The sequence below is a fragment of the Flavobacterium sp. W22_SRS_FK3 genome (assembly GCF_052113665.1).
Classification (GTDB): Bacteria; Bacteroidota; Bacteroidia; order Flavobacteriales; family Flavobacteriaceae; genus Flavobacterium.
This window is the reverse complement of the sequence record NZ_JBGQOF010000002.1, coordinates 279,369-299,401: the sequence shown is the minus strand read 5'-3', so window position 1 is coordinate 299,401 and position 20,033 is coordinate 279,369. Positions and strand designations below refer to the sequence as shown.

General features: G+C 32.1%; 19 protein-coding genes. 4 read left to right on the top strand and 15 right to left on the bottom strand.

Features of this window, described 5'->3' with window-relative positions:
* Positions 1-57 precede the first annotated feature (57 nt).
* Both ACEN2I_RS02945 and gcvT read right to left on the bottom strand, forming a co-directional pair.
* The gene (locus tag ACEN2I_RS02945) at positions 58-2,088 is read right to left on the bottom strand and encodes a S41 family peptidase (RefSeq protein ID WP_441764632.1); all 2,031 of its coding nucleotides are present in this window, start codon (positions 2,086-2,088) and stop codon (positions 58-60) included.
* A 151-nt stretch (positions 2,089-2,239) separates the two neighbouring features.
* Positions 2,240-3,322 carry a glycine cleavage system aminomethyltransferase GcvT gene (gcvT, locus tag ACEN2I_RS02940; protein WP_441764631.1) on the bottom strand — a complete coding sequence of 361 codons (1,083 nt, stop codon included), beginning with the start codon at positions 3,320-3,322 and terminating at the stop codon, positions 2,240-2,242.
* 231 nt (positions 3,323-3,553) lie between these two features.
* On the opposite strand from gcvT, the gene ACEN2I_RS02935 reads away from it, so the two are divergent.
* Positions 3,554-4,402, top strand: coding sequence for an NAD(P)H-hydrate dehydratase (locus ACEN2I_RS02935; RefSeq protein WP_441764630.1), 849 nt, complete (start codon positions 3,554-3,556; stop codon positions 4,400-4,402).
* Between the two features lie 2 nt (positions 4,403-4,404).
* On the opposite strand, the gene ACEN2I_RS02930 is transcribed toward ACEN2I_RS02935, so the two are convergent.
* The 3 genes from ACEN2I_RS02930 to smpB form a co-directional block, all read right to left on the bottom strand.
* Positions 4,405-5,451 carry a Fic family protein gene (locus tag ACEN2I_RS02930; protein ID WP_441764629.1) on the bottom strand — a complete coding sequence of 349 codons (1,047 nt, stop codon included), beginning with the start codon at positions 5,449-5,451 and terminating at the stop codon, positions 4,405-4,407.
* Positions 5,452-5,543: 92 nt separating this feature from the next.
* Positions 5,544-6,182 (bottom strand): hypothetical protein, encoded by a 639-nt coding sequence (locus tag ACEN2I_RS02925; RefSeq protein ID WP_441764628.1) that lies wholly within the window; start codon positions 6,180-6,182, stop codon positions 5,544-5,546.
* Positions 6,183-6,261: 79 nt separating this feature from the next.
* Positions 6,262-6,717, bottom strand: coding sequence for an SsrA-binding protein SmpB (gene smpB / locus ACEN2I_RS02920; protein ID WP_441764627.1), 456 nt, complete (start codon positions 6,715-6,717; stop codon positions 6,262-6,264).
* Between the two features lie 70 nt (positions 6,718-6,787).
* On the opposite strand from smpB, the gene ACEN2I_RS02915 reads away from it, so the two are divergent.
* Positions 6,788-7,021: a VF530 family DNA-binding protein gene (locus ACEN2I_RS02915; protein WP_441764626.1), complete on the top strand. Its 234-nt coding sequence runs from the start codon at positions 6,788-6,790 to the stop codon at positions 7,019-7,021.
* On the opposite strand, the gene ACEN2I_RS02910 is transcribed toward ACEN2I_RS02915, so the two are convergent.
* The 10 genes from ACEN2I_RS02910 to ACEN2I_RS02865 form a co-directional block, all read right to left on the bottom strand.
* Entirely contained in the window at positions 7,018-7,575 is a 558-nt protein-coding gene (locus tag ACEN2I_RS02910) for a DUF3575 domain-containing protein (protein WP_441764625.1), read from the bottom strand. The two genes, ACEN2I_RS02915 and ACEN2I_RS02910, sit on opposite strands and share 4 nt — an antisense overlap.
* A 113-nt stretch (positions 7,576-7,688) precedes the next feature.
* Positions 7,689-8,237, bottom strand: coding sequence for a GNAT family N-acetyltransferase (locus tag ACEN2I_RS02905; RefSeq protein ID WP_441764624.1), 549 nt, complete (start codon positions 8,235-8,237; stop codon positions 7,689-7,691).
* Between the two features lie 44 nt (positions 8,238-8,281).
* Positions 8,282-10,009: a sodium:solute symporter family transporter gene (locus tag ACEN2I_RS02900; protein ID WP_441764623.1), complete on the bottom strand. Its 1,728-nt coding sequence runs from the start codon at positions 10,007-10,009 to the stop codon at positions 8,282-8,284.
* A gap of 125 nt (positions 10,010-10,134) precedes the next feature.
* Complete coding sequence (locus tag ACEN2I_RS02895) at positions 10,135-12,663, bottom strand: PIG-L family deacetylase (RefSeq protein ID WP_441764622.1); 2,529 nt, start codon at positions 12,661-12,663, stop codon at positions 10,135-10,137.
* 217 nt (positions 12,664-12,880) lie between these two features.
* A complete protein-coding gene (gene arsB / locus ACEN2I_RS02890; RefSeq protein ID WP_441764621.1) occupies positions 12,881-13,960 on the bottom strand; it encodes an ACR3 family arsenite efflux transporter in 1,080 nt (359 codons plus the stop codon).
* A 1-nt stretch (position 13,961) separates the two neighbouring features.
* Complete coding sequence (locus ACEN2I_RS02885; RefSeq protein WP_441764620.1) at positions 13,962-14,591, bottom strand: protein-tyrosine-phosphatase; 630 nt, start codon at positions 14,589-14,591, stop codon at positions 13,962-13,964.
* A 17-nt stretch (positions 14,592-14,608) separates the two neighbouring features.
* Positions 14,609-15,082, bottom strand: coding sequence for a DUF6428 family protein (locus ACEN2I_RS02880; RefSeq protein ID WP_441764619.1), 474 nt, complete (start codon positions 15,080-15,082; stop codon positions 14,609-14,611).
* A gap of 56 nt (positions 15,083-15,138) precedes the next feature.
* Positions 15,139-15,465 (bottom strand): ArsR/SmtB family transcription factor, encoded by a 327-nt coding sequence (locus tag ACEN2I_RS02875; protein WP_441764618.1) that lies wholly within the window; start codon positions 15,463-15,465, stop codon positions 15,139-15,141.
* 97 nt (positions 15,466-15,562) lie between these two features.
* Positions 15,563-16,210, bottom strand: a complete 648-nt coding sequence (locus tag ACEN2I_RS02870) for an endonuclease III domain-containing protein (protein ID WP_441764617.1) — start codon at positions 16,208-16,210, stop codon at positions 15,563-15,565.
* Positions 16,211-16,225: 15 nt separating this feature from the next.
* Positions 16,226-17,095: an alpha/beta hydrolase gene (locus ACEN2I_RS02865; RefSeq protein ID WP_441764616.1), complete on the bottom strand. Its 870-nt coding sequence runs from the start codon at positions 17,093-17,095 to the stop codon at positions 16,226-16,228.
* 132 nt (positions 17,096-17,227) lie between these two features.
* Between ACEN2I_RS02865 and ACEN2I_RS02860 the strand changes: the two genes are divergently transcribed.
* Positions 17,228-18,655 carry a glycogen synthase gene (locus ACEN2I_RS02860; protein WP_441764615.1) on the top strand — a complete coding sequence of 476 codons (1,428 nt, stop codon included), beginning with the start codon at positions 17,228-17,230 and terminating at the stop codon, positions 18,653-18,655.
* Positions 18,645-19,922, top strand: coding sequence for a glucose-1-phosphate adenylyltransferase (locus tag ACEN2I_RS02855; protein ID WP_441764614.1), 1,278 nt, complete (start codon positions 18,645-18,647; stop codon positions 19,920-19,922). Before ACEN2I_RS02860 ends, ACEN2I_RS02855 begins: the two co-directional genes overlap by 11 nt.
* Positions 19,923-20,033 lie beyond the last annotated feature (111 nt).

The following is a 20,033-nucleotide window of genomic DNA, read 5'->3' as shown; positions in this document are numbered from 1 at the left end:
CAAATTAATAAAACTTCGGTTTGAAGTTCTAATTTTAAATTTCGTTGAAATTGGCTTTTATTTGGAAGTATTAAATTCATTAATAATATGTACGGCCTCGTTTAAGTAAGGATTAGTTTTGAGATTATCAATTTGATATTGATTGATTGTTTTCTCAGCTGGATAAACGCCAAGTAAAAATTGATTAACAGTTGAATTATAGACATCTAAAGGATTGTTCTGATCATTAAAGGTATTGATTTCTGTCCATAGTTTATTTCTATTGATTTTTTGTTCAAAAATTGCTTTTAAAGTCATTGGGACTTCAGCCTTTGGAACATTGATCATTTCGTCAATTTTTGAATTGATTTCTTTAATCTGTTTGAAATAGTAATTATCTGCCAGTCTCACAGAACTATTTTTTGCAATTTTATCAATTAGACTTCTCTTAATATACGGTTTGTATTTTAATAAAGTGATAATACTGTCATTTTGAATTGCAGTTGGAAAATTGCTTTCTTTTTGGTAAACATTTTCATAAAATTCAGGTAGGATAACATCTGGTTTGACACCTATATTTTGATGACTTTTTCCTGTGACCCTGTAAAATTTATTAATGCTGATTTTTAAAAAATCGGTCGTTGTATTTTCGTCAAGCGGGATAATGGTTTGCATGGTGGCTTTTCCTAATGTACTGCTGCCTAATAATATGGCACGGTTGTAATCTTGCAAAATTGATGCAAAGAATTCGCTGGCAGAAGCCGTATTACTATTTATTAGAACTACAATTGGTCCTTTATAAATCAAACCTCTATATGGATCATTTATTATAGATCTGTCTTGTTTATTGTCTTGGACTATAGAAAGAGGTCCGTAATCAACAAACATACCCGACAGTCTGATAGCCTCTTCCATAGAACCACCCCCATTATTGATTAGGTCGATTACAAGGCCTTTAATATTGTCTCTTTCAAGTTTCATAACTTCTCTGGCAACATCATCGGCACAACCTTTTCGGTCTTTTTCATCGAGATCAGCATAAAAGCTTGGAATTTTGATATAACCAATTTTAATATCCCTGCCTATAATGAAACTGTAAACAGAATTATCTTCGTCTTTCATTATTTGCTTTTCGATATAGACCTCAAAATTTTTACCGGAATTTCGTTTTAAAGTCAGTGTAATCTTTTTATTTGACTCTGATAAAATCATCGTTGAGACGGATTCTAATGAGGCGCATGAAACTTGTAGAGTTTCTTTTTGATTTGAAATGGAAACAATTTGATCTCCCTTTTTTATCTGTCCCGTTTGGAAAGCAGGACCATTAGGGTCTAATTCCTCAATAATAATTTCATTTTTTTCATTTAATTTTAGACTTACGCCTAAAGAAAAATGTTCTTTTGATAATGAGGCTACAAAACTGGATTTTGAATCATCACTAAAATAAGCTGTGTGTGGATCAAAATAGGTGCAAAAGAAGTTATAAAGATTTTCCTGTTGTGTATCTTTTCTTTCTAACAGTGTATTGATTCTACATATTTCATTTGATAAAATAATAGCTCGTGATTGTAATTCAATAGATTTAAAATTTAATTTAAGAGAGTCCAGATTATTGCTTGTTTCAGCAATATCATCTAAAATTTGATATCGGATCTTTTTAAGCCACACTTTTTCTAAATCTTCTTTTTTAAGATAGAATGTAAATGCCTTTTTATAAAACCGAATAGTATCTTTTGTATTGTAATGAATTGGTCCGACTTGAATTTTCTCTAAAACCGCTTTAGTTCGTAAAAGTCCATTTATATATTTAGTTTTAATATCAGATAAAAAACTACAATCTCCTTTTAATATCAGATCATCTAAGTTTAAGCGATAATTTTTAGACATCTCGTCATACTCTGATTTAAAAAAAATATTTCTGGAAGGATCTAACTCATCCATAAGATTATCAAAAACATAGACAGACAAACTATCATCTACCGGTTTTGGTCTAATGTGTTCACTTTGAATCAGGGTATTTATTTTGATAAGTATTTCGCACGTCTTATCACTATTTTGAGAAAATAGAATGTTCGTCATTAACAGAAATGCCAATAATACTTTTTTCATATTTCAGGAATCTTAGATTAAATTTACGCTTAATTTTTCATTAATACTTATATTTTTTCTAAATATTCTTACATCTAAATTACTTTTTTGATAATAAAAAAAATGCATTACAATTTAAGTAATGCATTTTTTAAATATTCTAATTTTGAATTTATTTCTTGTAAAAAGGTAATTTTACCACTTTTGCCGCAACATCATTTTTTCTGATTCTGATAAAAATTTCGCTGTCTATGGCACTGTTATCAACTGTAACATAACCTAAACCAATTCCTTTATTCATAGAAGGAGACATTGTTCCGGATGTTACAATTCCAATCACTTTACCGGAACCGTCTACAATTTCGTAATCATGTCTTGGTACTGCGCGTTCCTGCATTTCAAAAGCCACTAATTTTTTTGAAATACCTTCTTCTTTTTGTTTTTTAAGTTTTTCAGAATTTGTAAACTCCTTATTGAATTTTGTAATCCATCCCAAACCTGCTTCAATCGGAGATGTTGTGTCATTAATGTCATTTCCGTACAAACAAAACCCCATTTCTAAACGCAAAGTATCACGGGCAGCCAAACCAATTGGTTTAATTCCGAATGCAGCTCCGGCTTCAAAAACTTTGTTCCAAACCTGTTCTGCTTCACTGTTTTTGCAATAAATTTCAAATCCTCCAGAACCTGTATAACCAGTTGCAGAGATAATTACATGTTCGATTCCTGCAAAATCAGCCACTTCAAAATGGTAGTAAGGAATCACTGATAAATCTATAGAAGATAAGGATTGCATTGCTTCAACCGCTTTTGGTCCCTGAATTGCTAATAAAGAATACTCGTCTGAAAGATTTTTCATCTCAACACCCAAATCATTGTGCGAAGTAATCCAGTTCCAATCTTTCTCAATATTTGAAGCATTTACAACTAACAAATATTGCTCTTCTTTCATTTTATAAACAATCAAATCATCTACAATTCCACCATCATTATTTGGCAGACAAGAATATTGCGCTTTTCCAATAGTTAGTGTTGAAGCATCATTTGAAGTTACTTTCTGAATCAAAGCCAAAGCATTCGGACCCGTCAATAAAAATTCACCCATATGTGAAACGTCAAAAACGCCCACACTGTTACGAACTGTTTCGTGTTCAGCATTTACACCTTCGTACGTAATTGGCATATTGTAACCTGCAAAAGGAAGCATTTTTGCTCCTAAACCTTCATGTATGTGCGTAAGCGCAGTATTTTTCATTGTATTATTTTATAAAATTGAATCGCAAATTTATTTAAAAAATATCTAAATTAGGTATACTAAATTATAAAATTCGCAATGATTAGGAGCTATTTCCTGCTATCCGCTATATATATTTATTTTAAAGAAAAAACAAAAAGAAGATCTCTGCTATCAGAACTAGGAATTTACGGGTAAAAGAATATTCTTTTTATCTGATTTTATGTAACTTTAATTCGTTAAATCATTTTTATGAGGGCCCCGTTTTTAATCACGAAAGAAGAAATTTTAAAATTCTATAAAACTGTAAATCCTATTACGCACAAAGGACTTCAGGGTCACGCCCTAATTATTGCCGGAAGTTATGGCAAAATAGGAGCAGCCGTTTTAGCTTCAAAATCCTGTTTAAAATCGGGTTGCGGACTTGTAACTGTTTTTACACCAAAATGCGGTTATCAAATTCTTCAAATAACTATTCCCGAAGTTATGGTATTTACTGATGAAAATACAAACTTTATTACACATATCAATCTTCCATTAGCTGTCCAAGCAATCGCAATTGGCCCGGGAATAGGGAAGGAGTTGGGTACACAAAAGGCTTTATTTGAATTTTTAAGAATCAATAAATCGCCTTTAGTTCTTGACGCCGACGCTTTGAATATAGTATCCGAAAACCAATCATGGCTGGGATTAGTTCCAGAAAAAACAATCCTGACACCACACCCAAAAGAACTTGAACGCTTGATTGGCAAATGGAATTCAGAATCTCAAAAATTTCAAAAGACGATTGCTTTTTCAGAACAATACAAAGTTATTATCGTGATGAAAGGCGCACCAACTTTTATAATCAATCAAACAACTGTTTACCAAAATACAACCGGAAATGCTGCTTTGGCAACCGCAGGAAGCGGCGATGTGCTAACCGGAATTATTACGAGTTTGTTGGCACAGCATTATGAACCGTGTCAGGCAGCACAGTTGGGAGTTTTCCTTCACGGATTGACGGCAGATATTGCATTGCCTCAAACCGGTTATCAATCTTTTTTAGCATCTGACATTATTGATAATCTTGGAAAAGCTTTTTTAAGTCTTGATAAATGATTTTAGCTTCCAATTATGCTACAGTATTTCTCTAAGTGTTCTTTTTCGATCTGAGCAATGAATAGTATAAAGTTTTCTGTGTTGTTTTGGCTTAGAGTATTATCCAGCAATTGAGAATAATACGTTTTATTTTCGATATCTCCTTTTATGTTTGCTATTAAATATCCTTTCTGTAATAAAATTAGATTCATTACCAATCGTGAAGTTTTTCCGTTGCCATCCATAAAAGGATGAATTTTTAAAAGACGTATATGCATTTCTGCCGCTAAAATTATAGGATGGAGTCTGTTTTTATTGATTTCGTACCAAAAAAAATATTCTTCTATTTCTTTAGAAATCATCACTGGTTCAGAAGGAGTGAGACCTCTATCGTTCGTTATTAGTGATTTTCTGTAATGACCTGCAACTTCCGGATTTATTCCTCTAAGAATCAAATTATGTATTGACAATAAATCTTTTTCATTGAAAGAATTATTTTTTTGCTGTAAATCTTTTAAAAAACGAATTGCTTCCTGATGATTAATCATCTCTAGATGTTCCCGCATGGTTTTGCCAGAAATTGTTAAACCTTCATTTATAACCATTTTTGCTTCTTGAAGAGTCAGGGTATTTCCTTCCATTCGATTGCTTTCAAAAGTATATTCCACTTCAAAAGTCTTTTTGATTTTATGCAAATCAGTTTGCGAGAAGGTTTCTAATTTAGCTTTTAGAACATCAATTTCTTTTAGTAACTTTTCTAAGGCAACGGATAGTTTTATTTTAGAAACCGATTTTTTATATTTAAGTTCCTCCTCAGCTGCCGTAAGTGCTTGCAATGCAAATTCTTCGTTTTCGATTTCATATAAAATTTTTTCTTTTAACCAGGCAATCATTAAGGTTTCATAATCGATTTCTAAAAGTTCTGCTAATTTCGAAACTTGTTCTTTAGTAGGTGTTCGAAGACCGCTTTCAAATTTACTGATTAAAGCCTGATCAATACTTAAAATCTGTGCTACTTCACGAGTTTTTAATCCTTTTTGTTCTCTTCCGGTTTTAAGAAGTGATTTCATTTTTAAACACTTAATTGTCTTGACGTATTTTGTCATTTTTTTTTCAAATAAAAAAGCAATACTAAAAAAAAATATTGCTTCTTACATGTTCTTTATTTTGGAGGCAAGGTGCCGTTTTTTCTCATTTCTTTAACTACAGCCTGCATGATAGCATCAACAGTTTGTCCTATATCTGTAACATAATCAGATTTTGTAGTTCCAGTCCAAATCAATTTATTTTCTTTCAAGGAGAAAACATTAGTTTCTACCATATAAGATGTTGTTTCCTGGTAATATCCCGGATCATAAAAATTTGGTGAATACATTCCATACCAGTTTCCAAAACCATAGCCATACATTCCTCCATACATACCGCCCATTCCTCCATAATACATTCCTGTATTAGTTCCGGGTACATAATTGGTTTCTTTTTCTTTACTAACCAAACGCATTGTTACAACACCATCGAAATTTTCGTCATTTAAAATTTTCAGTCTTTGCTCTTGGGTAAGTTGTAAATTTGTACCACTAAGGTATTGATAAGAAGTTTTGAATATAGGATTACTTGCAGCAATTCTATTTTCAGCAGTTCTTCTTGATGCTTCATCTTTTACTAGAGCAACAACAAGAACTTTTTTAAAATTTTCCTGAGCTACTGTAAGTTGAGGGTCTCGCCAGCTGCTTACAATTGAAGTATTGCTGCCACAGCCTACAAATAAAAAAACAATAAATAGAAATAAGTAATTTTTCATATTTTACGAATTAAATTGTTATTGTAGTAAATTTAGTCATAAAATATGAAAAAGCAGGTTCTTACATTAATTTTTATTATTAATTGAAAGCTTTTTTGATTCGATCCAAATCGCGTTTAGTATCTTGCTCTTTTAGAGATTCACGTTTGTCATAATTTTTCTTTCCTTTGCAGAGTCCAATTTGAAGTTTCGCCATTCCTTTTTCATTCGTAAACAATTTCAGTGGAACTATAGTTAGTCCTTTTGCCTGAACACTCTTCTGAAGATTTTTTAATTCTTTTCTGTTCAGCAGCAATTTTCTCTCACTTCTAGATTTATGGTTAAATTGATTTCCAAAAGCATATTCTTCGATATAGGTATTAATGGCAAAAAGCTCATTATTACTGAATTCGCAAAAACTTTCAGTAATGTTAGCCTTTCCTAATCGGATTGATTTTATCTCTGTTCCTGCCAAAACAATTCCGGCAGTGTAGGTATCGATTATTTCATAATCAAACCTGGCTCTTTTATTAAGTATATTGACTGTTTTTAACATAGGAATACAAATTTAGCAACAAATATATGAAAGAGCAATTGTTTTTACAGAAATGATATAAATTTGTAAAATGGAAAACCAAAAATCAAAAGACCCTTTACACGGAATTACACTTCAAAAAATAGTTGAAAAACTTGTAGATTACTATGGTTTTGATACATTGGGTGAATTAATTCAAATTAAATGTTTTACTGAAAATCCCAGCGTAAAATCAAGTTTAACTTTTTTAAGAAAAACAGAGTGGGCCAGAAAAAAAGTGGAGGAGTTATATGTGAAATCACGGTCTAAATTTTCTGAAAATTAGTCTAATTTATAGGAGATCATAACTCCTCCTCCGTAAGGAAGGTATTCTCCACTTTTATTCCAATTTTTCACGTTTTCATAGCTGCCGGTTGTTCCGTCATTAAAGTGACCTTTATAAAAGCCCTGATGCCAGCCTCCTCTAATGAAAATATCTAATAAAAATTTATCGCTGAGTTTTTTATTGTAACCAATTGTGGCACCTATTCTATATCCCATTCCTGTTTCATACATATTAGTATTCCAATAACCCCATTTTTGAATTTCAAAAGTATCAAATCCGGTGTGTAATCCCGCATAGATTCCATTATATTTTTCTTTAAAATGGTATCGAATTTCCGGAGTAAATGTATAGAACTTCATAGGTTTTTGTCCCGCAAAAGACTTCCAGAAAGAAGCCATGATGTCAAAGTTAAAAGTCGTTTTTTCTCCAATACTGGTTTCTACTCCTAAATTTGGAACAAGAGCTAATGCCGTAAAGGCGTTAAATTTTATGTAGGTTTGACTTTGTAAGTTAACAGAAAATGTAAAAACAAGTATTAAGAATATTTTTTTCATGCTTAAAATATTTAAACAAGAAATTTTCTTGTTTAGTCTGCAAATATAATGCAATAAAAAAAGAACTATTATAAAAAAATAATCGTTTAATAAGAATTATTCTAATATTTTTTTTACTTATTTAATAACGAGTAAATTACCTTGTCTAAAAACTTTCCTTCGTAAAAATCAGACTCTTTTAAATGAGCTTCTTTTACAAAACCACATTTTTGTAAAACACTCTCAGATGCTAAGTTTTCCGGATCAATAACGGCCTCAATTGAGTGTAATTTTAAATCATTAAATCCATAGGATATTAATCGCGTTACAGCTTCTGGAATTATGCCTTTACCATGATAATCCGGATGCAGCATATAGCCAATTTCAGCTCTGTAATTCTCAGGCTGCATTCTGTAATATCCAATAATACCAAGAATTTTCGAATTACCTTTTAAAGTAATTCCCCAATTGATTCCGACATTTGACACAATTTTTTCTTCAATCATTGCAATATGTTCGAGGCCATCTTCAATAGATTTTACTAAAGGCCTCGGAATGTATTTCATTGTTTCTGGATTGGAACGCAATTCAAAAACTTCATTTACATCATCGGTTGTAATTCTCCTTAAAATCAAACGTTCCGTTTCTATTACCGGAAATGGAGTAAAATTAAAATTCAGCATATTTACTTAATATATTTTATTCAGAAATATAAATAAAGCTATAATTATTCATTTAGTTCTAACTTGTTTTTTCTAAAAAAAGCAAGCTGCATAAATAATGATAATAAGATAGTTAGCATTGCACCAATAAAATTCAGCCATAAATAACCTAATTTTTCCTGACCGCTTGGATAAATATATATCATAAAATAATAAATTATAAAAATGATTAACTGGCTAATAAGTGCACTGTAAAACATTGCTTTTGCCTGAACACTTCGGAGATAAAAACCAACCAAAAAGATTCCCAGAACTGTACCATAAAAAATAGAGCCAATTATATTGACCAACTGAATTAAATTCTCAAATAAAGTTCCTACACAGGCAAAAAGTATGGCAACGATTCCCCAAAAGAGTGTAAAGAATTTGGTTGCATTCAGATAATGCTTTTCGGATTTTTCTTCTTTGAGATTTCGTTTGTAAATATCAATTGCGGTTGTGGATGCTAATGCATTTAATCCTGAAGCTGTTGAAGACATGGCTGCCGAAATAATTACAGCCAGTAACAAACCAATAAGTCCTTTTGGTAAATAATGCAAAATGAAATGAAAAAACACATAATCTTTATCATTGGTTTCGCTATTGCTGTCAGCTTTCGAAATAATTTCTTTTGCACGGTCGCGAAGATCTTTTTCTTTGTTGGATAATGTAACTAATTCTTTTCGAAGAATGGGATTGTCGTAATCCTGGTTCAATTGCTCGATATACAAAAGATTGATTACTTTTTTATCTTCAGAAAGTTTATTTAATTTAGATTCCAAAACATGATATTCGTCTTTAAAAGCGGATTTTTCAATGACAATTTTATTATTTGGATTAAAATTTAACGGAACAGGATTGAATTGAAAAAAGACAAAAACCATAACACCTGTGAGCAATATAAAGAACTGCATAGGAACTTTCAAAAGACCGTTCATGATTAATCCCATTTGACTTTCTTTAACGGATTTCCCAGATAAATAGCGTCCTACTTGCGATTGGTCTGTTCCAAAATACGCAAGCATCAGGAAAAAACCACCTGTGATTCCGCTCCAAAAAGTATATCTTTCTTCAGGATCAAAAGAAAAATCTACAATATTCATTTTGTCATTGGCACCGGCGATATGCATGGCACTTGAAAAAGTCATGTCTTGTGGTAAATAATGCAGAATCAGGAAAAAAGTAATAAACATTCCCGACATAATCACGAACATTTGCTGCTTTTGAGTCACATTTACAGCTTTTGTTCCTCCGGAAAAAGTATAAATGATAACCAAAACACCAATAATGACATTCATAATTGTTAAATTCCAGCCTAAAAGAGCTGATAAAATAATGGCAGGAGCATAGATAGTCAAGCCGGTTCCTAAACCTCTTTGAACTAAAAATAGAATTGCAGCTAACGAACGTGTTTTTACATCAAATCGCTTTTCGAGAAATTCATAAGCCGTGAATACTTTGTTTTTATGATACAGCGGAATAAAAGTTAAACAAATAACAATCATTGCAATGGGCAACCCGAAGTAAAATTGCACAAAACCCATTCCGTCATGATATGCTTGTCCTGGGGTTGATAAAAAAGTAATAGCACTGGCCTGAGTAGCCATTACAGAAAGACCTACAGTATACCAGGGTGTTTCGTTGTTTCCTAAAATAAAATCTTCGACATTTTTACTTCCTTTTGTTTTCCAGGATCCATATCCTACAATAAATAAAAGAGTAACAATCAGTACGATCCAATCAAATAGCTGCATAAGTTATGAGTATAATTGCATGATTAAGAAAAAAATAATAATGTAAATAGCATTAGCAACTAATACATACGTGTAACTTTTTTTCCATTTTTTTTCTTTTTTAGCTTCCATTTTTTCGGCTTTTTTTAGTGTTTTAATTCTGTTTTAGGAGCTTCTATAGGTTGTTTTAACGATATAATATTTGAAAGTAATCGGTAAGCACCGGGAACACCTTCCGGCAATTCTCTAAAAAAACTTAAACCGGTGTAAATATAGTACCCTTTTCCATATGGAGCGACTAATAAAGCACCATTTTTGTTGGACTCGCCCTTATCATGCGAAGATAAAATAGGGGTGAAGGCAGCATCAAACTGGTTAGGATAATATAAACCTTGCTCCTGTGTCCAGCCTTCAAAATCTTTTGTACTGATTTTATTAGGAGTGTTTAAAACAGGATGACTCGGAGCTAAAAAAGTAATTTTTGCATTTTCCTCCGTAACACGATCATTTGAAAGTCTAAGAGGATAAGGTGCTATTTTATCTGTAATTAATTTGCCATTTGTATTGTATTGTACAATCATGGTTTTACCATTTTTTACAAAATCAAAAAGAATTGACTGCTTGTTTGTCAGGGCATTTACAGTGTTGTAAGCTCTGATTCCGGTCATGACAACATCAAACGAGTCTAATTTTTCAGGGGTAATTTCTTCCGGTTTCAAAATAGAGACTTTGTAACCCATTTGTGTCAGGCTTTCTGGGACTTCATCGCCTGCACCCATAATGTAGCCAATAGAATTACCATTTGTTTTCAGATCAATTCTTAAAAACTTAGATTCTGCAGTTTTTAAAACCATTTGTTTCGTAATATGACTGAAATCAATAATAGTCTGGTCTTTGTCAAATTTTTTGTTTTCAGTAGTTACAATGCTTTTTGCCACTGCTTCTTCAGTCTTAGACGGAGCTGTAACTTCAAAATAGAACGTTTGTTCCATACCTTTTTTCTCCAAAGCAAACGGAATTAGTTCAGGAGAAACCATCCAGTTTTTAGGTAATTCAAGCTGTACATTTCCTTTAATGTCATCTTTTCCTGCGCGTACTTTTACCGGAACCATTTTGCTCTTAGTATCCTTAAAAATCAATACTTTTTCAAGTATTGAAGAGGTCACTTCCGGTACAATATCAAGAAAATTATACATTTCACCTTTTACTCCGTCATTATATTTATAGACTACAGTTCTCTCAAACGGAATGTCAACACCATTAATTCTTACATTAAAAACAACTTTTACTTCCCTTATAATATCAGGTATTCCAATGATTTCCTGATTAGAAACCGTATACATTCCCACGCTGGCTTTTTCTTTCAGCCAATATGGATCTGTATATTCCATATTTTCAGGAAGCTTAATTTCGAGTTTAAATCGTTGGTCGTTATTGTTTTTTAAAAAAAGCTTATACTTAACCGTTGTTTTGTTATCCGGTAACGAAGTTAAGGCTGTCAATTGCATGTCAACTGAACATCTGTTGATTGCTTCAATATTTAATTTAATAGTGTTTCCTGGCGTTGCTTCCTGTTCTTCAGAAACTGCTTCCAAATATAAACCTGCACTAGCTGCGATGATGTTTTTTATAGCATCCGATTTTATATCTTTCCAATGGGTATCTTCTAAATCCTGAATCATTGAATATGCTTTTACCAAATCTGGAATACTGGCTGATGGATTGCTGAAATTGTAATTAGCTATGATGTTTGTAATTAGTTCGCCAATTGGTTTTCCGTTGTTTACACGGTTCCAGGAAGTATCGATTCCATCAAATAAATTATTTTGGTCTTTTGGCTTTTCACCATTAATCAATTCAAGATATTCAGTTTCATCACCACGGCTTCCGGTACTTCCAAATCCTTGTGATTGATGGCGGCTCCTGCTTAAAGCTGCAATTTCCTGATTCGATTTTCCGATTCCGGTATAATAAACACCAGTTTCCAACGTGGTAAATTTAGATTTATCGGCTTTATCAAATTTTTCCTGACTTCCGTAAAACCACCAGGACGGATTAAAAAACTGGCGTTTCACCTGCCACGGTTTTACGTATTTTAACTGCTCAGGGTAAACTTTAGCATTATTTGTCAAATCAAAACTCTCAAAACTCAACATCGCAGATGAAGTATGATGCCCGTGGGTTGTTCCCGGCGAGCGATGGTCAAAACGATTGATAATTACATCAGGCTGAAATTTTCTAATGGTCCAAACCACATCAGCAAGCACTTTATCTTTATCCCAGATTTTTAAAGTTTCATCAGGATTTTTAGAAAAACCAAAATCATTTGCACGCGAAAAAAATTGCTCTCCGCCATCAATTTTTCGGGCTTCAATTAATTCCTGAGTTCTTATAACTCCTAATAATTCACGTAATTGAGGACCAATTAAATTTTGTCCACCATCTCCTCGTGTTAGCGATAAATAACCAGTTCTGGCATTTACTTCATTCGATAAGTACGAAATTAGACGTGTGTTTTCATCATCAGGATGTGCTGCAATATATAAAACAGAACCTAGAAAGTTTAACTTCTGAATTTGATTATAAATTTCAATGGAGTTAGATTTTTGTGGCTGTTGTGCAAAAGAAATTTGAATACTGATTAGTAAAATTAAAAAGAGCTGAGTTTTTCGCATAGCGTGATTCGAATTTTTGAAAGAGCCCCAAAAATACTAATTATATTTTTTAACAGTATTTAAATGAAATGTTAATGTTCAATTTTTATTAGTAGTTGTTCCGGCTGTGCACTGTATCTTTTGTACCGAACCCCGGCACAAAAGGATGTCGCTTCCATCCGGGCTATGACTTTAGGTTTTATTAAAATAATTAAAAAATACCAAGAACATCATCAATTCAGAAGCCTGATACCTTCTGATAAAAATATTTTTTCTTAAAATAAAAGGCAACATTTACAAGTGCAATCAGAGCCGGAACTTCAACCAAAGGCCCAATAACACCTGCAAAAGCCTGTCCGCTATTAATTCCGAAAACACCAATGGCAACAGCAATTGCAAGTTCAAAATTGTTGCCCGTAGCTGTAAAAGCAATTGAAGTACTTTTTGAATAATCAGCACCAAAATATTTTCCAACAAAAAAGCTGATTATAAACATCACACCAAAATAAATCATTAAAGGAATGGCTATTCGGATAACATCCATCGGAATCTGAACAATTAATTCTCCCTTCAGACTAAACATAATCACAATTGTAAATAGCAAAGCAATCAGGGAAATTGGAGAAATATATGGAATGTATTTGTTCAGAAACCATTCTTCTCCTTTAATTTTTATCAAACTATAACGGCTAATAATACCAAGCGCAAAAGGAATTCCTAAATATATACCCACACTTTCTGTAATTTGGGCAATTCTTATATCTACATTAAAACCAGTATATCCAAAATAAGGTGGCAAAATAGTAATAAAAATATAAGCGTAAACACTATATAGCATAACCTGAAAAATACTGTTTAAAGCAATTAATCCTGCGGCATATTCTCTGTTTCCGTCAGCCAGGTCGTTCCATACTACAACCATCGCAATACAACGCGCCAATCCAATTAAAATTAATCCAATCATATATTCTGGATAATCTTTTAAAAAGATAAGCGCCAGAGCAAACATTAAAATGGGACCTAAAATCCAATTCAAAAATAACGAAGCGCCCAAAACTCTTGTGTTTTTAAAAACTTCTGCCATTTTTTCATATTTGACTTTTGCCAAAGGCGGATACATCATCAGTACAAGTCCAATTGCTAAGGGAATATTGGTAGTTCCGCTGGAAAAACTATTTATGAAATTTCCGCTTGAGGGAATGAAATAACCAATTGAAATCCCAATTATCATGGCAATAAAAATCCATAATGTGAGAAATCGATCTAAAAATCCCAGTTTTTTTCTTTTTGAGATTGCGGCACAATGCTTTACAGTCATATTATATTTTTATTTGAGACAAAACATAAAACATTTCAACAGCAATTTGAAGACTTCGTTCCTGATATTTTTCATTTTCCTGTGGTGTATTGTCAAAAACTTTTGGATCTTCAAATCTAAGCGGAATTCTTTTTTCGGCTCCTGTAATAAACGGGCAGCCTTCATCAGCCTGTGAACAGGTCATGATCGCAGCAAAACCGCTTTCCGGATTAAAATGATCATCATATTTTTTAGAAAAACCAATAACCGGAGAGGCATTCTTTGCAAATTTTACAGCATAGACAGGGTTCTTTTCTTCGGAGAGCTTTTGAATTTTAAAACCTGTGTTTTCTAAAATTTCAGCAACTTTCGGAAATAGAGATGTAGTTTCTGTTCCTCCGGAATAGCAAAAAACATTTTTTATGCCGTAATAATATGCCGCGGTTTGCAACCATATTTGTGATAAATGACTTCTTCGGGAATTATGAGTGCAGATTAAATTTAAAAGAACATCTTCGTTATTGTTAGTTTTAAATTGAATAAAATCAATAAGAAGCTGTAAAATAGTTTTGCGTTCAGAAGTAATGATTTCAAAATTAAATCTTAACACAACTTTTTCTATATCAGAAAATAATATCTCTTTATTTAACATATTAATATAAGTAAAAATTAGCAGCATCCTCCACCTGGAGTACATGAATTAGAATTGTCAGAAATAAGTTGTGTTAGATTCAGTTTTGATTTTTCAGATGGAATTCCGCATTGCTCTTGTGCCAGACAAGCAGTCTGTTTGTTTAACAGTAAAAAATCTTTCCCATTGAATTCTAAATCATATTTGCCAATGGTAGCATCCTGATATTCTACTTCTATTTCAAAATCTTCAATTCCTAAAACTTTTTCAGATAGTTCTATAATATCGATAAGTTTTTTCGGATTTAAGCGGTGTTCAAAATCATTGGCATTCCAAAGCTGAAAGTTTACAACGGTTTCTTTACGCACAGTTCCGCCACAGTCAATAAAGTTTTTGGTAATTAAACCTACTTCGGTTACATGAAAATATTTGGGAACATATTTTCCGTTTGGCAATTGAAAATCTACAGCTTCGACAGTGTTTAGTATTTGTTTGATTTCTGAAAGTTTCATATTTTTTTATTTAGTTGTTTATTGCAATATTACGATTTGTTAGTTAAAAAAATTGGTTAGCAGCATTTTTGATTCGTAACCGTTAGAATAATTTTAGAAAAATAATCATTCAAAACAGCAAAGGCCTTTTCATCAATACAGTAACAAATTGCATTTCCTTCAATATTGCCTTTAATAAGTCCTGCATTTTTCAACTCTTTTAAATGTTGAGAAACGGTAGGCTGGGCAAGAGGTAGTTCATTTACGATATCTCCGCAAATACAAGCATTAACTTTAAGTAAGTATTCTATAATTGCAATTCTGGCAGGATGTCCTAAAGCTTTTGCAAGTATGGCAATTTGGTTTTGTCTGTCAGTAAAATGATCTGTTTTAGTTGCGCCCATTTTTTTTATTTTTATATTGCAATATTACGATATTATTTCAACCAATTAAAGTAAATGGCGTATTATTTTATCTAAATTTTTAAAGCATACAAACCAATTACTTTTTTTGAAGTTGTAGAAAATAATCACATTTATCATTCAAAAGACATTCTTCGCACTTTGGTGTTGGTCTGCAGATTTCCCTTCCTAAAAATGAAATGGCCATTCCTATTTCGGACCAGATTTTTTTTGGCAGCGCTTCCATCAATTGTTTTTCAACCTTGTTACCATCTTTGCTTTCCTGTACAATTCCAATTCTGGGAGCAACACGAATTACATGTAAATCTGTAATAATTCCTTCGGCAGGCTGATGGGTTTCTCTTAAAATAACATTGGCAGATTTTCTTCCTAAACCTTTTAATGCTGTCAATCCATTCATATTTAAAGGAATATCTTCTTCATTTTGAATGCTTTTGGCAATTTCTAAAAGCCATCCTGCTTTCGTTGTATGATTTCGAACTTTGCTGATGTATGGTACGAAAGTTTCCTTATCTGTTTTTGACAAACTTTTTAATGTGGGAAACTTTGCAAAAAGTGCAGGAGCAATGTTATTGATATTAGCATCAGAATCCTGTGCAGATAAAACAACCATGACCAATAACTGATAGGTATTTTTATAATCTAAAGGATGTTTCTTTCCTTTGTATTTCTTTAAAATGGGCTTTAAATCGTTTTCCCAATTTTTTGTTTCTCCAAATAAATCCATGATAATTTCAATTAATTAATTGTTTTGTAAAATGAATTCTATGATTTTTTTAATTACGTTTTGATTGCCTAAAACTTTACGGTGACCTAAACCTTCCGTCAAGAATAAACTGCCGTTTTTGAGATGTTCATAAATATTGATTCCGGCTTTTACAGGAACTTCGGGATCATTTTTGTCATGAATTACCAAAACCGGAATTTCTAATTCTTTTGCAGCTTTATAAGCTGAAAAATCATTCATCCTTACCTGATATCTAGTTTCAAAATAATCGCGTAACCGAATACTAATTTCTGGTTTTAAACCCAGTTTAAAAATAAAATCATCCAAAATATCCTTTACAATATCGCCACTTCCAATAATAATGGCCTTTTTTACTTTCAAACCATTTTTAATTGAATTTAAAACAGACATTCCTCCCAACGAATGACCTATTGCAATTTCAAATGGCCCGTATTGTTTTTCAATTTCCAAGATTGATTCGATAAATTCAGACATAATAGTTGTACTGCCTTCTGATTTTCCATGAGCTGGAGCGTCAAAACTCACAACAGAATATCCATTTTCCAGCAAAACATTCGCAATTTTAAATAATTGTGTTCCCCTTCCGGACCAGCCATGAACTAATAGAATTTTCTTATCGCTTTTGCCATATTCATAAACCATAATTTTTTTATTCAGTGACGGAATGTGGATTCTTGTTTGAATACTTCGGGAATCCATTTCCAGTTCTCTTTTAGGAACCTTGTGTTTTATTGGCGTTGTAAAAAGTCTGGCTGCATAAGTTGTAGCAAGTTTAGGAGATATAAAAGCACATAATTTACTTGTGATACGTATAAATTGTGGAATTTTTAAAGATTGAGTAGGATTGTGAGTCTTTTTTGTCATATTAATAAATTTTATTTCTAATCCCGATTTTGTGTATTTTTTCCTAAATTTAGGAAACATAAAAGTACCACAATAATAAAAGTTTTCAGTCTAATTTAATTTACAAATTACCTTAAAAAATTAATTTTTAAAATGGAGATATTTCATATCAGTGCAGAATGTTACCCAATGGCAAAAGTTGGCGGATTAGCTGACGTAGTTGGAGCATTACCAAAATACCAGCAAAATGCAGGACATCAGGTTCGTGTGGTTGTTCCCTGTTACGATACTAAATTTAAAAATGAGAATGATTTTGAGTGTGTGCATTGGGGAAATATTAAACTAGGAGATTTTGATTTTCTGTTTAGTGTTTTAAAAGAACGCACTGATAAATTGGGCTATGAATTATATCTGATAGAGATTAAAGAGTTATTTGACCGCCCAAATATATATGGATACGAAGATGATATTGAGCGCTTTTTGTCTTTTCAAATAGCAGTTTTAGATTGGATTATAGCCCGAAAAAAAAATCCGGATATTATAAACTGTCATGATCATCATACAGGATTAATTCCGTTTATCATTAAATACAGTTATAAATATGAAATTTTAAGTAAGATCCGAACCGTAATAACGATTCATAATGGGTTATATCAGGGTTGGTTTGGATATGATAAACTGCATTATATACCAGAGTTTGATTTAAAGCATGTTGGTTTTTTAGAATGGAATAATAGCCTCAATTCTCTTGCAGTTGCGGTTAAATGCGCCCACGCAGTAACCACTGTTTCACCTAGTTATTTAGATGAAATTAATATTTCTGCAAATGGATTAGAAGCATTGTTTAATATGACTCGCGGTAAATCAAAGGGAATTCTGAATGGTATTGATATTGAAGTTTGGAATCCTTTAAAAGATAAAATGCTTGAAACACATTATTCTATTGAAAATTTTGAAATAGGAAAACAAAAGAACAAAGAGAAATTGTGTGAACGATTTGATTTAGATCCTGCAAAACCTTTGTTTAGTTTTATTGGCCGCTTGTTTAATGAAAAAGGAGGTGATTTATTGCCTCAGGCTTCGGCGTTGGCTTTGTCTGAGAATTTTGAAAATATAAACATTTTGATTCTAGGCTCGGGTAATCCTGATATCGAAAAACAATTATTACAATTGCGAGAAGATTATAAAGGAAATTACAATGTTTTTATAGGTTATAATGAAGAATTGGCACACTTAATTTATGCTGGTTCCGATTTCATTTTGATGCCTTCAAGAGTAGAACCTTGTGGTTTAAATCAGATGTATGCTTTACGTTACGGGACAATTCCAATTGTGAGAAGAACGGGGGGATTAAGAGATACGGTAATTGATTTTGGTGACAATGGTAACGGAATTTGTCACGATCAGGCTTCAGTTGGAGATGTTTGTTATTCAATTAATCGTGCAGTGAGCCTGTATGATAATAAAGATAATTTTAATTCAATAATAAAAAAAGGAATGTCAATTGATCATTCCTGGGAAAGGGTTTGTCAGGAATATATCGAAATATATAACCAAATAATTCAGAAACATGAAAATTAATAAAAAAGTTGTTGCCATTATTTTAGGAGGAGGTCAGGGATCACGTTTGTATCCATTAACTGAAACAAGATCAAAACCGGCTGTTCCTATTGGAGGAAAATACAGATTGGTCGATATTCCAATTTCAAACTGTATTAATTCAGATATTTTTAAAATATTTGTATTGACACAATTTAATTCAGCTTCGTTAAATGCCCATATTAAAAACACATTTAATTTTAGCATTTTTAGCGAGTCATTTGTTGATATTTTAGCCGCTGAGCAAACTCCGGATAATCCAACTTGGTTTCAGGGTACAGCAGATGCTGTTCGTCAATGTATGTCACATTTTCTAAAACATGATTTTGAATATGCTTTAATACTTTCCGGAGATCAGCTTTATCAAATGGATTTTAATGAAATGCTCGAAGCACACATTGAAGCAGATGTTTCAATGTCAATTGCTACTTTACCGGTAAATGCTAAAGATGCACCAGATTTTGGAATCCTTAAAAGCAATAGCGAAAGTTGTATTGAAGCTTTTATTGAAAAGCCAAATACCTCACTTTTGCCCGAATGGGAATCCGAGGTTAGTGAAGAGATGCAGGCAAAAGGAAAAAAATATTTGGCATCAATGGGGATTTATATTTTCAACCGTCAATTATTAGAAGATTTGATGGCAGATCCGGATACTAAGGATTTCGGCAAAGAAATTATTCCGCAGACTATTGGTAAACATAAAATTCTGAGTTACCAATATGAAGGGTATTGGACAGATATTGGAAACATAGAATCATTTTTCGAAGCAAATATTGGTTTAACTGCAGATATCCCCGAATTTAATTTGTTTGATAATTATAATAAAATTTTTACTCGTCCAAGATTACTGCCACCATCAAAATTTAGAAATTCAAATATTCACCAATCTTTAATATCTGAGGGCTGTATTATCAATGCTAATGAAATAAAAAGTTCGGTTATAGGTATACGTTCCAGAATTGGTGATGGAACTGTTATTCAGCATTCTTATGTAATGGGTAATGATTTTTATCAGGATATTGATGAAATGAATAGGGATACAATAAACAATAAAATACATATTGGAATTGGAGAAAACTGTTTTATCAAAAATGCTTTGGTTGATAAAAATGTTCGCATTGGAAATAATGTACATATTAACGGAGGTAAGCATTTAGAAAATTTTACAAACGAATTATATACTATTAAAGACGGTATTATTGTAATTAAAAAAGGTGTTGTACTCCCTGATAATTTCAGGATAGATTAATCTTTATTCCTTAGTGATTAGCTTAAGACGTTAAGTAATAAAAAATCATTAAATGTTTTTTCATAAATAATGCTATTAATTTTAATACTGAGGACCAATTATTACCTACCA

What these genes read in the sequence shown, in the direction of transcription:
- smpB (WP_441764627.1), bottom strand. Translation starts at nt 6,717, where the DNA reads ATGTTAAAAACAGTCAATATACTTAATAAAAGAGCCAGGTTTGATTAT.
- ACEN2I_RS02855 (WP_441764614.1), top strand. Translation starts at nt 18,645, where the DNA reads ATGAAAATTAATAAAAAAGTTGTTGCCATTATTTTAGGAGGAGGTCAG.
- ACEN2I_RS02925 (WP_441764628.1), bottom strand. Translation starts at nt 6,182, where the DNA reads ATGAAAAATTACTTATTTCTATTTATTGTTTTTTTATTTGTAGGCTGT.
- ACEN2I_RS02915 (WP_441764626.1), top strand. Translation starts at nt 6,788, where the DNA reads ATGGAAAACCAAAAATCAAAAGACCCTTTACACGGAATTACACTTCAA.
- ACEN2I_RS02875 (WP_441764618.1), bottom strand. Translation starts at nt 15,465, where the DNA reads ATGGGCGCAACTAAAACAGATCATTTTACTGACAGACAAAACCAAATT.
- ACEN2I_RS02910 (WP_441764625.1), bottom strand. Translation starts at nt 7,575, where the DNA reads ATGAAAAAAATATTCTTAATACTTGTTTTTACATTTTCTGTTAACTTA.
- ACEN2I_RS02860 (WP_441764615.1), top strand. Translation starts at nt 17,228, where the DNA reads ATGGAGATATTTCATATCAGTGCAGAATGTTACCCAATGGCAAAAGTT.
- ACEN2I_RS02870 (WP_441764617.1), bottom strand. Translation starts at nt 16,210, where the DNA reads ATGGATTTATTTGGAGAAACAAAAAATTGGGAAAACGATTTAAAGCCC.
- ACEN2I_RS02880 (WP_441764619.1), bottom strand. Translation starts at nt 15,082, where the DNA reads ATGAAACTTTCAGAAATCAAACAAATACTAAACACTGTCGAAGCTGTA.
- ACEN2I_RS02905 (WP_441764624.1), bottom strand. Translation starts at nt 8,237, where the DNA reads ATGCTGAATTTTAATTTTACTCCATTTCCGGTAATAGAAACGGAACGT.
- ACEN2I_RS02865 (WP_441764616.1), bottom strand. Translation starts at nt 17,095, where the DNA reads ATGACAAAAAAGACTCACAATCCTACTCAATCTTTAAAAATTCCACAA.
- ACEN2I_RS02895 (WP_441764622.1), bottom strand. Translation starts at nt 12,663, where the DNA reads ATGCGAAAAACTCAGCTCTTTTTAATTTTACTAATCAGTATTCAAATT.
- arsB (WP_441764621.1), bottom strand. Translation starts at nt 13,960, where the DNA reads ATGACTGTAAAGCATTGTGCCGCAATCTCAAAAAGAAAAAAACTGGGA.
- ACEN2I_RS02885 (WP_441764620.1), bottom strand. Translation starts at nt 14,591, where the DNA reads ATGTTAAATAAAGAGATATTATTTTCTGATATAGAAAAAGTTGTGTTA.
- ACEN2I_RS02945 (WP_441764632.1), bottom strand. Translation starts at nt 2,088, where the DNA reads ATGAAAAAAGTATTATTGGCATTTCTGTTAATGACGAACATTCTATTT.
- gcvT (WP_441764631.1), bottom strand. Translation starts at nt 3,322, where the DNA reads ATGAAAAATACTGCGCTTACGCACATACATGAAGGTTTAGGAGCAAAA.
- ACEN2I_RS02930 (WP_441764629.1), bottom strand. Translation starts at nt 5,451, where the DNA reads ATGAAATCACTTCTTAAAACCGGAAGAGAACAAAAAGGATTAAAAACT.
- ACEN2I_RS02900 (WP_441764623.1), bottom strand. Translation starts at nt 10,009, where the DNA reads ATGCAGCTATTTGATTGGATCGTACTGATTGTTACTCTTTTATTTATT.
- ACEN2I_RS02935 (WP_441764630.1), top strand. Translation starts at nt 3,554, where the DNA reads ATGAGGGCCCCGTTTTTAATCACGAAAGAAGAAATTTTAAAATTCTAT.